Genomic DNA, 12370 nt, shown 5'->3' on the forward strand with positions numbered 1-12370 from the left:
TGGTGCGTCACGCCTATCAGCGTCGACCCCCTCCGAACACGCATGCATCAACCGCCCTCCGACCGCGGCTGCCGGTCGGAAACGTATCACGGCGTTTTGCGAGTGAATCATGTCTGGGAAAGATAAGTACTACAACAAGGCCAAACAGGAGGGGTATCGCGCCCGCTCGGCCTACAAACTCAAGCAACTGGATGAGACAACCGGAATACTCGGCGAGGGGCGAACCGTCGTCGACCTCGGAGCGGCTCCCGGTGGCTGGCTTCAGGTTGCGGCCGAGCGCGTCGGCGAAGACGGGACCGTCGTCGGCGTCGACCGCCAGCGCATCCAAGAGCTCGAGGACCCCGAGGCAACCGTCGCCTTCGTTCGTGGCGACATCACCGAGGAGTCGACGAAAGACGACATTCGGGAGACGGTCGCCGAAACCACCGGCCAAGACATTGAAGAACGACCAGTAAATGCCGTCATCTCCGATATGGCACCCAACATGAGCGGTGACTACGACCTCGACCACGCCCGCTCGGTCCACCTCGCCCGCCAGGCCTTCGAGGTAGCGACAGACCTCCTCGATACGGGCGGCGACCTCGCGGTGAAGGTCTTCGACGGCCGCGACCTCGACGACCTGCAGGCAGATATCGAAGAAGAGTTCGAGTACGTCCGGCAGGTCCGCCCGGACGCCTCTCGGGACTCCTCCTCGGAGCTCTATCTCGTCGCGAAGCACTTCCTGACCGCGCCCGTCCGCGTCGGCGACACCGTCGACGTGGAGATCGTCGACGTGGGTGAGGAAGGCGACGGCGTCGCCAAAGTCGAGGACTTCACGCTCTTCGTCAGGCAAGGCGAGACGGGCGACGAGCTCACTGTCGAAGTGACGGACGTGAAACCGCGGTACGGGTTCGCGAAACCGGTCGAGAAGAACTAGTCGGCGGTGACGGCCCGGGGCTTTTGCTTCCCGCGCGCGACTCTGACGATGGCGTAGACAAAGGGCGTATCGAGCAGTGCGATAGCCAGTTTGAAGATGTACTGTCCGACCATCAGCCCGAGAGCGACGTTCAGGGGCATCCCCTGGAAGATGACGAAGGCAATCGTGATGAAGATGACAGTGTCGATGAGCTGGCTCGACGCCGTCGACCCGATGTTTCGGAGCCAGAGGGCGTCACCGTCGGTGTACTCGCGGATGCGGTGAAAGACGATGACGTCCCAGTTCTGGCTGACCAGATAGGCGACGAGACTGCCGGCAACGATGCCGGTACTCGCACCGATGACGCTACTGAACTGATCCTGTGGCACCGGGGAGTTGGCGGCGATTGGCAGGCCGATGGCGAGCCACGCCAGCCCGAGAAAGACGAAGTTGGCGGCGAAGCCGACGTTGACAAGTACCTGTGCCGGACGGCGACCGTACAGTTCGGCGTAACAGTCCGTCGCGAAGAAAGTCAGTGCGTACGCGACGGCTGCGCCAGGCAGGATGATGGCATCGCCAGTCAGCGGCAACGAGAACGGGAGGCCGAATGCCAGGACCTTCGAGGCGGTCACCTGCGCCGTGACGAGAGCAGTGACGAAGAGGGCGACCAGTGCAATCTGGAGTCCCCCGAGTGGATCGTTACTGCTCATCGTCGAGTCGGCCCTGTCGGGCGTCGATGTCGTCGAGCATGTCGAGCGTCTTCCGGATGGACGCCCGGATAGCCTCGCTTCGGTTGACGAACTTGCCGTCCTCACCGACGTGGCCGTCCAGGTCAGTCAGCAGTTCTTCTGGTACTTCCACGCTGATCTTGGGCATACCTGAATCACACTGCGAGAATACTCTTTAATAACTCGGTTCACGCGTTACCCGCACCCTCGACTTCAGTGGGCGTGTGCGATTCGCTCGCCGGTGTCCAGTCCGTTCCGGAGCGCAGCGTGCAGACGTGCCTCACCAGCCACCCAGTCACCCAGGAAGTAGAGGTCCTCGCTTTCGGCAGACTGGAGGGGGCCGGTCGGTGCGCCGGTCTCCGGCTGTGCGTAGCGCCAGCCCTGGTGGTCGGTCCAGTCGGGCGCTGTGAGTCGAGCATCGTCGACGATTCCTGCAGTCATCTCGGCGAGTGCGCTGACGTTGTCCGCGGGCGAGTCGTCGTAGTGAGCGACTGACCACTCGTGGTTGGCCTGGACAATCAGGAGCGACTCACCGTCGGGGACGTGGCCGCCTTTGCATTCCTCGCGGGATATCCAGCCCACGTCGTGTTCCTTGTCGGTGTTGACCAGCGCGTAGTAGGGCACGTCGAGTTCGAACGGATAGTGAAGCACAGCGGTGTAGATAGTTCGGTAGTCGACACCGCCGACGGCGTCAATGAGGTCCGTTCGGAGCGGGTCGTCCCACTCGGCATCGGCGAGTAGCGCTGCGGTCTGTGGGGCTGGCGGGTTGAGCACGAGAATATCGAACGGGCCCCACTGCTGGCCGTCGGTGTCGGTCACGGTCCAGGCGTCGTCTGCTCTGGTGAGCGTCTCGACGCGCGTCTCGCGTTCGACGGTCGCGTCGCTCCGGGCGAAGAGTCGTTTGGCAATCTGGGTCAGCCCTCGCTCGTAGCTCCACTTGTGCTCGTCTGCGTCACGTCCCTCCGAGACCGTGCCACTCGAATCGAAGGTGTAGATGGGCTCTGTCACGTTGACCAGTCCCTCGCTGTCGAGTTGCTCGGTCAGCAGGTCCACGACGCGCTCGTCGTCAGATTTCACGTAGTTCGCGCCGTAGTCGTAGCGGACGCCGTCTCGGCGTCGCGTGGCCGCACGCCCGCAGACGCCGCGAGACTTCTCCAGTACCGTGATGTCCGCGCCGGGCAGCACCTCGTCGAGAACGAACGAGGCCGCGGCGGTCGCTGCACCTGCACCGACGAATCCGATGTCTGTCATCAGGCACACTTCGGGTGCCAGACGGAAAAAGCGAGACGGCAATCAGTTGCGGAGACGGTCGAGGACAGCCAGCGGCGCCAGTCCGATACCGTAGGCGATTGCGGCCGGAATCGCGACGATAAACATCGTGAACACGCCCTTCGGGGTGGCAAAGCCGGCGATGGCGAAGACGCCGATGACGAACACCCGCCAGCGGGTCCGGAGCGTCCGGTAGCTGACGATGTTCCCGCGGACGAACAGCCACATCGTCACCGGGATCATCGCGAGGACGCCGATGCCGACGGTGGTGAAGATGACCAGCCAGCCGAAGTTGTTGATTCGGTAGGCGATGACCATGTTCGATGTCAGCGCGTCGCCGGCCAGCCAGCCGATCATACCCGGCGCGATGTAGAAGAAACCGAGCAACGTCCCGACGATGAGTGCGACGAACAGCGAGCCACCCCACACCAGCAGGATGTTGCGGTTCCCGCCGGTCGAGAAACCACGTTCCTGTATGGCCGGCCACGCAAAGTACAGGACGATGGGCAACACCGAGAGCGCAGCCAGCAGCGTCGAGAACTTGATTTCGAAGATGAGCGCCTCGACCGGGTGGAGCGTGACGATGTTGACCTGGTCGGCGAGCGCTTCGGGCATGCTCCGCAAGAACGTGTCCCGGATGGTCCCGATACCGCCCTGATAGAGAAAGAGGAAGGTTGCAGCGAGGACGGCCATGAACGTACCGACGATCCAGATGACCTTCGAGGTCAGCGAGTCGAGGATGAAGGCGATGTCGTAGTAGTAGCCGCCGATATCGTCTTCGGTCGTCTCGTCGTCAGTGAAGGCGTTAGCCATGCCAGCCGCCGTCGAGGTAACAGGGTTAGCGTCGTCTTCTTCTTCCTCCTCGTCTTCGTCTGGTTCGTTGACTTCCTCGAATCGGTCGAGGATGGCTTCGGCTTTGTCGCCGTCTTCCTCGGCGATCGCGCCCCGTGCGAGGTCGAGTGCTTCCTCCTCGGAGAGCGCTTCGAAAGCCTCGCGTGGGGCCGCGTGGACCGCGTTGGCGCTCAGCGCACCGATATCTATTTCGGCCGGCTGTCCCGCACTCGCCGAGCGTTTTGGCGCGGTGACCTCGCTCTGGTCAGTCGTGGTCGGCGCCGTCCCGGGAGCTGGAATCTGTCCGGTCGCGACGGCCTCCAGTTCGCGGATGCGCAGATAGAAGAGTGCAGCGAGAGTGGCGACCAGTGCGACGATACCGGCATAGAGGGCGGCGGTCTGTGTCGGACCGAGTCCGAACTGGCCGAGTTCGCCAGCCGTCGGAATCCTGTAACTGGAGCCGACGGCAGCCAATCCGTCGTTGAACGCCGTCAGACCGCCACGGGCGAGGAAGCCGTAGACGGCGGCTCCCGCGAGCAGTGCCACGCCCGCGAGAATGTTCCAGCGCTTGCGGACGACCAGCCGAATCGGCACCTCGGCACCCGCCCGTTTCGAGAGGACGGCGAGTCTGGTCACGCCGAGGCTGAAGACGTACAGCGCGACGAGCGGTATCGCCCACATAATCTGCGTGAAGGGGTCCGGCGGCGAGAACACCGCACCGAATCCAAAGATTCCCAGCACCGCATAGCGCCACTTCTCGCGGAACGTCTGGTAGGGGATGACACCAGTCAGGGAAAGGCCGCTCATCGCGAGCGGGAGTTGGGCGGCCAGTCCGAAGGAGAGTGTGAGGAAGAAGACGAACTCAGTCCACATGACGATGGAGTACGTCGGCGAGAAGCCGGCGTTGACGGCGTTCGACGCCAGGAAGTCGAACATGATTGGGAAGAACAGCTCGTAAGCGTAGCTGACACCGCCGACGAACAAGAGGACAGTAAAGATGCCGACGAGCGCCAGTTTCCAGCGCGGAATCGCGTCCGACGGCCAGATGCCGCGGTCTTTGAGCGCGCTCCGGCTGACCCACACGAGCGCCGGAATCGCAAACAGGACGCCAGTTATCATGCCGACTTTCACCTGCAGGAGGATGACGTCGAATGGAGTGACGGCGACGACCTGGGTCGATTCGCGGACCGCAGGCGTCATCTGCGAGTAGAGGATGTCCTGTTTGAGCGCGTCCCAGACGTAATAGCGGAGTGCAAAAAAGGCAGCGAGCATCCCGACGAGGAAGACCAGAAAGACCTTTTTGAGGTCACTCTGGGCCGAGGAAAGCATGGCACCGACGGTTTCACGCCCGCTGGCGACAGTCCGTGCTGCATCCTCGTCGAGCGCGCTAGCCATCTCTGGCGGACCTTGCTGACTGGCGATTATCAATCTATTCGTTCAGTCCTCCCACGAACCGCCGGCAAAGAGAGAAGGCTTACAAGAGCCGCCAGCTAACCGCCGGCCAATGAGCGAGGGGGACCCCGACGACGAACGTGACGACGAGGAGCGTCACGACCAGAGTGGTCCCGACGAAGCAGACGAGCCCGACGCCGACGAATCGGCGTCGGCGACAGAACCGGAAACGGAGCCGGAGGTGGAGGCAGAGATAGACTCGGAACTGGATTCGGAAACGGAGACCGACGACTCGGCAGACCAGACCGACGCCGAAGACGAATCCGAGAGCCACCCCGGTGAGAGTTTTCTCACCGACGACGGAGACGACGATGGAGCAGATTCGGAGGAATCGACCGACGAGACCACGGACGATGACACGACGGGTGACGACGAGACGGGTGACGACGAGACCATCGACGATGACGAGGATTCGAACGAAGAAGACCACCAGGACGTGACGATAAGCGGCGGGGCGGCCGCGCCAGAGCCGGACGAGCCCGAACCGGTCGCCCAGACTGGCGCACCCGACGACCAGGAGATGCCGCTGACCCAGCACATTGAGGAGATGATTCGCCGGCTGCTGGTCGTCATCGTCGTCATGGCACTGGTCAGTGCCGTTGTCTTCCCCTTCGCCGACCGCCTTATCAACTTCCTGTGGTACTCCTTTTTGCCCGGCCAGCCCACTGAGTGCGTCGAGCAGGCTGCGACAGCGGCAGACGCGATCGGCCGCTCGGGAACAGGTGGGGCTGCCAGTTCCGATTCGGCCTGCCCGCGCCTGTATCACCCGCTCTCGCTCGTACTCGCACGCCTGAAAGTCGCCTCGCTGTCGGGGTTCATCATCGCCCTGCCCGTCTTCGTCTACGAGACGTATCTGTTCATGCGCCCCGGACTCTACCCCAACGAGCGGCGCTACTACCTGGCGTCGGTGCCGACCAGTCTCATCCTCGCTGCCATTGGCGTCCTCTTTGCCTACGCGCTCGTGCTCCCGCTCATCTTCACGTACTTCCTGGGGTACTCACAGCCCGTCGCTGACGTGGCCTTCGGCCTCTCGGAGACGTTCGGGCTCATCCTTCTCATGCTCGGGATGTTCGCGGCCATCTTCCAGATTCCGCTCTTTATCATGCTCGCTATCATGATGGGCGTGACCAGTCGCCGCTGGCTGGAGGATCGTCGGCTGTACTTCTGGTTCGGTTTCGCCGGCATCGCCTTCCTCTTCAGTCCCGACCCGACCGGGATGGCTCCCTTCATCGTCGCACTGACGATGGTCGTCCTGTTCGAGGGGACGCTGTTGCTGCTGCGGTGGACCGGGCGGTAACATCAGCGTAACCGCCTGACACCGGTGTCCGCGAGCGTTTATTGTCAAGCCGAGACTACCGACAGTCGCAAGAGAGTATCCCCGACCACCATGTCACAGCAAAAATCTGATTACGTAGACCGGGCCGATATCGACGAGACACTGGACAGCCGTCCCGACGACGAAACTATCGAAGAGGCCGTCGCAAACCTCGAAGCCAACGGCTTCGACGTTGTTGTCGTCGATTCCGCCGACGAAGCGCTCGACACCATCAAGTCCCACGTCCCGGCCGGCGCGTCGGTGATGAACGGCCACTCGACGACCCTCGAAGAGATCGGCTTCGTCGAGTACCTGAGTGACGGCGACCACGAGTGGGAGAGTCTCCCCGACGAAATCTGGAGCATCGACGACGACGAGAAACGCCAGGCTGCCCGCCGCGAGTCACAGACGGCCAACTACTTCCTGGGCGGTATCAACGCCATCGCAGCGACCGGCGAACTCGTCGCCGCCGACCGCTCGGGCAGTCGCATCGGCGCCTACCCCTTCGCCGCGGGCAACGTGGTCGTCGTCAGCGGCGTGAACAAAATCGTCCCGACGCTCGACGACGCCCTCGACCGACTCGAATCCGTCGCGTATCCCCTCGAAAACGAGCGCGCACAGGAGGCCTACGGGGTCGATTCGGCGATTGCCAAACAGCTCATCTTCCGACAGGAACTCGAAGAGGGGCGCACGACAGTCGTCCTCGTTCGCGAGCAGTTGGGCTACTGACAACCGTCGACGCACGCCGTTTTTCTCAGGCCGCTTCACTTTCGGCGGTCTCCAGCGACCGAATGTGGTGGACCTCGAAACAGGCACCGCCGGCGTCGCTCTCGGTGGCCGCGATAGACCAGCCGTGGCCCTCGACGATTTCCGAGACGATTGCCAGTCCGTACCCAGTCCCCGCTTCGTTGTCGGTGACACCCTGCTCGAACACGTCGTCGCGGTCTCCCTCTGGAATCCCCCGGCCGTCGTCGCCGACGTAGAAACCGTCCTCGTGGACGCCGACGGTCACTGTCACGTCCTGGCCAGCGTGCTCGGCGGCGTTCCGATAGAGGTTCTCGAAGAGCTGTTTCAACCGCGTCGGGTCGGCACTGAACGTGGCGTCACGCTGCACGTCGAGGGTCAGCCCCGCGGTGTCGACGCCAGCCCAGGCGTCCTCGGCGGCCGCGGCCAGCGAGACGAGCTCGCGGTCGAGGTCCTGTTCGCCGCGGGCGCGGTCGAGCAAGTCCTCGATGAGCGTCTCCATTCGTTCGAGTGCCTCACTGACCTTTGCCAAGTGCTCGGTGTCACCGGTGTCACGGGCGAGTTCAGTGCGTGCCGACGCGATGTGCAGCGGGTTCCGCAGGTCGTGCGAGACCGTCGACGCGAAGTCGTCGAGCCGCTCGTTGCGTCGGGCAAGCTGGCGCTCGCGCAGCGATCGAGCCATCGCGGACTCGACGGACGTTGCAAGAATCCGGAGTAGTTCGATGTCCGTCTCGTCGAAGGCCTCCTCCTCGATAGCGTAGGTTCCGAGCAAACCGTACTCACCCAGCGGCACCAGCAGGGCAGAGCCCACGTCGCCGGGGTGATGAGAGTTCGGTGTGACGATGGTCACCGAGTCGATGACTCGGAGTGTGGATTCGTCGTAGGCGTCCCAGGCCATCCCGCTGTCGGGATCGATAGCTTGCACGTCGTCGACCCGGTCGGCGACGGCTTCCGACCAGGACAGCGGCTGGAGTTGGTGACGCGTCTCGTCGAAGCGCCAGCAGATCGTCAGCGGGAAATCCAGCACACCGACTGCGGCCTGAACCGCCTCGCGGGCGATTTCCTGGTCGGACTCGGCGACGATGAGTTGCTGGGTCGTGTCGTGGAGCGACTCCAGTTTCCGCTGGAGTTGGACCTGCTCGGTCACGTCCCGCAGAAACACCGAGAGACCGTCCTCGGAGGGGTAGGCGTTGACCTCGAACCAGCTATCCAGTGGGCGGTAATATTCCTCGAAACTGGTCGGTTCCTGGGTCTCGATTGCCTCGGTGAACTCGTGGTAGAACGTCGTCGAGACGGCCGCGGGGAACACGTCCCAGAAGCACTCGCCGACGACTTCCTCGCCGTCGAGGTCGAGAACGAACTCCGCACGACTGTTCAGCAGCACGAACTTCTCGTCGGAATCGAGCACGAAGAAGGCGTCATCGATTCGTTCGAGCGTGTTCTCGAGTCGTTCGCGTGCCTCCTCCAGTTCCTGCTCGTACCGTTTGCGTTCGGTCACGTCGCGGACGAACCAGACCAGTCCCGCATCGACCGGGACTGCCCGGACTTCCAGCCACTCCCCGTCACCAGCAGTAAATTCGGCCGTCTCCGGTTCGCCCGATTCGAGGACCCCCTCGCCGAGGGTACGAATCGTCTGGCCCGCGAGGGCCGGAAACACCTCGTCAAGCGACCTGCCGACCGCCTCGGACTCATCGACGGCCAGTCGGTCGTCGAGGCGCGGGTCCCAGTCGACGACACACCACTCCCTGTCGGTGGTTATCGTCGGCTCCAGTCCGCGTTCGGTCCGCCCGGACAGACCACCGTCGGCCCCCCCAGACGCGGTGCTTTCGGCTGGGTCCTCGTCCCGCTCCCGGCCGGGAGTCTCGTCGGTCGCCGCTGCTGTCGGCTCGGCAGTTGCGAGGATTTCCTCAGCGGCACGGGTCGCATCGGATGTCGGATAGAGGTGATGGACATCGACCGCGGACGGGACAGCAGCCACCGCGTTCGTGAGGTCGAACACGGGAACGTCAGCGCCCACCGCGTCGACCGCATCGAGGACAGCCTGCAACTCTTCGCTGTCCAGCGACCCGCCGCAAATGACACCATCGAGGCGGTCGTCGGCGACGGTCGTCTCCACCGCGTCGGGCGGGACCGTCAAGAGATGCAGGTCCGTCTCGGCACGGCCCTGTAACACCCTGGATACCGCCAGCGAGTGTTCAGGGTCACCGACGTACGCGAGAACGGTGGGTGACAACACGCAGCGGGATACAACGGGTGAAACTATAATTATTCTGGAAGAGTCTCAGAATCGATACTCGGTGACGGAACGCAGTTAACGGTCGATACAGAACGGAACAGTGTGCCAGACGGACACGACACGACGCGTCTCGTCCTCGTTCGCCACGGCGAGACCGACTGGAACCGGGACAGTCGCATCCAGGGATGGGCACCCTCGTCGCTCACCAACCGCGGGCGCGAGCAGGCACGCACACTCGGCGCCCACCTGCGCGAGAGCTACGAGTTCGACCGCCTGGTCGCCTCGGACCTGCGTCGAACGCGCGAGACGACGGCGCTGCTCCGGGACGAGGGAGTACAGCCGGAACCGAATTTCGACCGTGCGTGGCGCGAACGGTGTTTCGGCGTCTACCAGGGACTTACGAAGACAGAAATATTCGAGGGGCATCCCGAGTTCGCCCCGACGACCGGCGTCTCGGCAGTCAGGGCGACGCCCGAGAACGGCGAGAGTCTCCTCGACGTTCGCGAACGCGTGCTGGCAGGCTGGGAGCAGTTGCTCGCAGATGCCGACGGTGAAACAGTCCTCGTCGTGACCCACGGCGGCCCGATCACTCTCCTGCTGGGCGACATCCGTGGAGACGACATCTTCGGAGCCATCACCGACCACTCACAGCACAACTGTGCAATAAACGAACTCCACGTCAGCGAGGCAGTCGAGATAATTCGGCACAACGAGACAGTCTAGTCGGACGGATACTCGGCATCGAGGGGGTCCGGCGCAACGTCAGCGAGGTCGGACTCGTCCCTGCTTCCATCGGGGCTGACGCTCCCGGTCTGATAGCCGTGCAGGTCGAGCGTGACGTGGTCGAATCCCAGGTCGGCGATATGGTCGCGTGCCGCCCGCACGAAATCCGGGTCGAGCGCCACGTCCATCTCCGCCTCGGAGACCTCGATTCGCGCGAGGCCGTCGTGGTCGCGCACGCGGAACTGCTCGAATCCCCACGTCCGCAGGAGTCGCTCGGCCTTCTCGATACGGGAGAGTCTGTCCTCGGTCACTTCGAGACCGGTCGGAATCCGCGAGGAGAGACACGCCATCGACGGCTTCTCGGCGACGGAGATGTCGTACTCGCGGGCAATCTCTCGGACTTCTTCCTTGCTGATGTCGTGTTCCAGCAGCGGGGAGTACGCGTCGAGTTCGTCGACGGCCCGCAGGCCGGGCCGGTGACCCTCGCCCACGTCCGAGGCGTTGGTCCCGTCACAGACGACTGGAATTCCGAGTTCCTCGGCGTGGTCGAACATCGCCGAGAGACGCATCGAGCGACAGTGATAACAGCGCTGACCGTCGTTTTGCACGAAGGCATCGCTGTCGAGTTCGGAGAACTCCACGATTTCGTGGCGGATGCCGATTTCCTCGGCGACGCGCCGGGCGTCGTCGAGTTCCTCGGCGGGAAGCGTCTCGCTCTTTGCCGTGCATGCGACTGCGTCGTCACCGAGTGCGTCGTACGCGAGCGCGGCGACGACGCTGGAATCGACACCACCCGAGAAGGCGACGAGGACACCGTCGCGCTCGGCCAGGTCGGCGCGGGCCCCGGCCAGCTTTTCCTCTACCATACTGGTCGTACCGGGCGCGCGAGGAAAAGGCCTGCTGTCGGCACCGGAGGTGAGTCGGTACTCCGGGAGCGCTATTCGTTGACGATAGCGGTCTCGACGCCGTCGTCGGTGACGGCGACGCCGGCCGCACAGACGGCGTGTTCGAACTCGTGGTCGTACACCTCGCGGGCCGCGCCGGCGGCGTCGTCGGCCGCAAGCGAGAACAGTTCCGGGCTGTCTCGTTCGTAGGTCGCGACCAGCGTCGGTTCGGTCACTTCCTCGACGAGCAATGCGTCCCGGCGGACCGTCCCGATGACGGCACTCGGGTCCCCGCCGGTGGTCGTCGCGTCGTCGTCCAGCCCGACGATGCCGGCGATGCGCGGTGTGTCGTAGTCGTCCTTCTCGAAGTCCAGCGCGAGCAGTGGCTCCGCGAGCGCGTCACGAGCGGGATAGCCCAGTTCGAGTTTCTCCGCGATGGGGTCGACGTGCGAGCCGTTGCCCAGCACGACGCCGTTGTCGGTCACCTGCACGCAGTTGTACGAAATGTAGGGGTTGTCAGTCTCCGGTGCGTCCTCGGTCGGGCCAACAGTAATAGTTCCGTCGCGGTCGAGTGCGCGGCGGTTCGGGAACGACCGCGAGGAGACGCGGTAGGCACCGACTGTTGGACCGATTACGACGAAGCGTCCGACGTACATACTCGATGCTGGCGGGGCTGCGTACATGGAGGTATCGATACGCGAAGCCCCACGGGGAGCCGACAGGATTCAGAGCGTCGGAGAACGGTTGGGAGAGCGACCCGAGGAACGCTCAGTACAGCGGGTCATCGATTCAGTCCACCGTAACTGCTCCGAGGTTGCTAGACGGCTCTCCGTACCGAACTCCCCTGCCATAGTGAATAGGAAGTATCGTCCTCGAGTTACTGGACAGGTGGCTGTACGTGAGTTGCGGCTGCATCCTCTCCCTCTTCGATAGCACTGTTGATGGCATCACGCAACGTGTCGGTCTTGAACGGCTTTTCGAGACATTCGTCTACGCCGTGCGGACGAAGGTCTCTCGACGGCAGAGAACCCGACATCACGACGATACCGAGTTCGTCGGCGGTCTGGCCGATGGCGTTGAGGAGGTCCGTCTTTTGCGTCCCATTGAGTTTCCAATCACAGACCACTGCATCGACCGACTGATCGAGAGCCTCGAGCAACGCATCACCCGTGCCGACACCACGGACGCGGGAGTGCTCCCGAAGTTGCTGGACAAAGATTTCTCGGAGATGGCTGTTGTCGTCCGCGAGCAGGACTGTGTGCTTGGACATGGTCAAGATTGTACGAGAAGACG

General features: G+C 63.5%; 11 protein-coding genes and 1 pseudogene. 4 read left to right on the plus strand and 8 right to left on the minus strand.

Annotation, left to right across the window (positions count from 1 at the left end; translation table 11 throughout):
• Window positions 1-109: 109 nt before the first annotated feature.
• The gene (locus WDJ60_RS03205; RefSeq protein ID WP_340098446.1) at window positions 110-916 is read left to right on the plus strand and encodes a 23S rRNA (uridine(2552)-2'-O)-methyltransferase; all 807 of its coding nucleotides are present in this window, start codon (window positions 110-112) and stop codon (window positions 914-916) included.
• Here the strand turns inward: WDJ60_RS03205 and WDJ60_RS03210 are convergent.
• The 4 genes from WDJ60_RS03210 to WDJ60_RS03225 all read right to left on the minus strand — a co-directional run bounded on the left by WDJ60_RS03210 (window position 913) and on the right by WDJ60_RS03225 (window position 5118).
• Window positions 913-1605, minus strand: a complete 693-nt coding sequence (locus WDJ60_RS03210; protein ID WP_340098448.1) for a queuosine precursor transporter — start codon at window positions 1603-1605, stop codon at window positions 913-915. The two genes, WDJ60_RS03205 and WDJ60_RS03210, sit on opposite strands and share 4 nt — an antisense overlap.
• Window positions 1595-1771 (minus strand): ribbon-helix-helix domain-containing protein, encoded by a 177-nt coding sequence (locus WDJ60_RS03215; protein WP_340098450.1) that lies wholly within the window; start codon window positions 1769-1771, stop codon window positions 1595-1597. Before WDJ60_RS03215 ends, WDJ60_RS03210 begins: the two co-directional genes overlap by 11 nt.
• Window positions 1772-1836: 65 nt before the next feature.
• On the minus strand, window positions 1837-2874 hold the full coding sequence (locus tag WDJ60_RS03220; protein WP_340098452.1) for an NAD(P)/FAD-dependent oxidoreductase: 1038 nt from the start codon (window positions 2872-2874) through the stop codon (window positions 1837-1839).
• 42 nt (window positions 2875-2916) lie between these two features.
• Window positions 2917-5118 (minus strand): twin-arginine translocase subunit TatC, encoded by a 2202-nt coding sequence (locus tag WDJ60_RS03225; protein ID WP_340098454.1) that lies wholly within the window; start codon window positions 5116-5118, stop codon window positions 2917-2919.
• Window positions 5119-5380: 262 nt separating this feature from the next.
• Here WDJ60_RS03225 and tatC point away from each other — a divergent pair.
• Window positions 5381-6466: pseudogene (gene tatC / locus WDJ60_RS03230) on the plus strand (twin-arginine translocase subunit TatC); the annotation flags it as partial.
• Between the two features lie 96 nt (window positions 6467-6562).
• On the plus strand, window positions 6563-7219 hold the full coding sequence (locus WDJ60_RS03235; RefSeq protein ID WP_340098459.1) for a lactate utilization protein: 657 nt from the start codon (window positions 6563-6565) through the stop codon (window positions 7217-7219).
• Between the two features lie 25 nt (window positions 7220-7244).
• On the opposite strand, the gene WDJ60_RS03240 is transcribed toward WDJ60_RS03235, so the two are convergent.
• Window positions 7245-9467, minus strand: coding sequence for a sensor histidine kinase (locus tag WDJ60_RS03240; protein WP_340098461.1), 2223 nt, complete (start codon window positions 9465-9467; stop codon window positions 7245-7247).
• A gap of 105 nt (window positions 9468-9572) precedes the next feature.
• On the opposite strand from WDJ60_RS03240, the gene WDJ60_RS03245 reads away from it, so the two are divergent.
• Window positions 9573-10193 carry a histidine phosphatase family protein gene (locus tag WDJ60_RS03245; RefSeq protein WP_340098463.1) on the plus strand — a complete coding sequence of 207 codons (621 nt, stop codon included), beginning with the start codon at window positions 9573-9575 and terminating at the stop codon, window positions 10191-10193.
• Here WDJ60_RS03245 and larE read toward each other — a convergent pair.
• The 3 genes from larE to WDJ60_RS03260 all read right to left on the minus strand — a co-directional run bounded on the left by larE (window position 10190) and on the right by WDJ60_RS03260 (window position 12347).
• The gene (gene larE, locus WDJ60_RS03250; protein ID WP_340098465.1) at window positions 10190-11059 is read right to left on the minus strand and encodes an ATP-dependent sacrificial sulfur transferase LarE; all 870 of its coding nucleotides are present in this window, start codon (window positions 11057-11059) and stop codon (window positions 10190-10192) included. The genes WDJ60_RS03245 and larE overlap by 4 nt on opposite strands.
• 71 nt (window positions 11060-11130) lie before the next feature.
• The gene (locus WDJ60_RS03255; protein ID WP_340098467.1) at window positions 11131-11733 is read right to left on the minus strand and encodes an IMP cyclohydrolase; all 603 of its coding nucleotides are present in this window, start codon (window positions 11731-11733) and stop codon (window positions 11131-11133) included.
• A 221-nt stretch (window positions 11734-11954) separates the two neighbouring features.
• Window positions 11955-12347, minus strand: coding sequence for a response regulator (locus WDJ60_RS03260; RefSeq protein WP_340098469.1), 393 nt, complete (start codon window positions 12345-12347; stop codon window positions 11955-11957).
• Between the last annotated feature and the right edge of the window lie 23 nt (window positions 12348-12370).

Source organism: Salinibaculum salinum, assembly GCF_037645885.1.
In the GTDB taxonomy this organism is placed as follows: domain Archaea; phylum Halobacteriota; class Halobacteria; order Halobacteriales; family Haloarculaceae; genus Salinibaculum; species Salinibaculum salinum.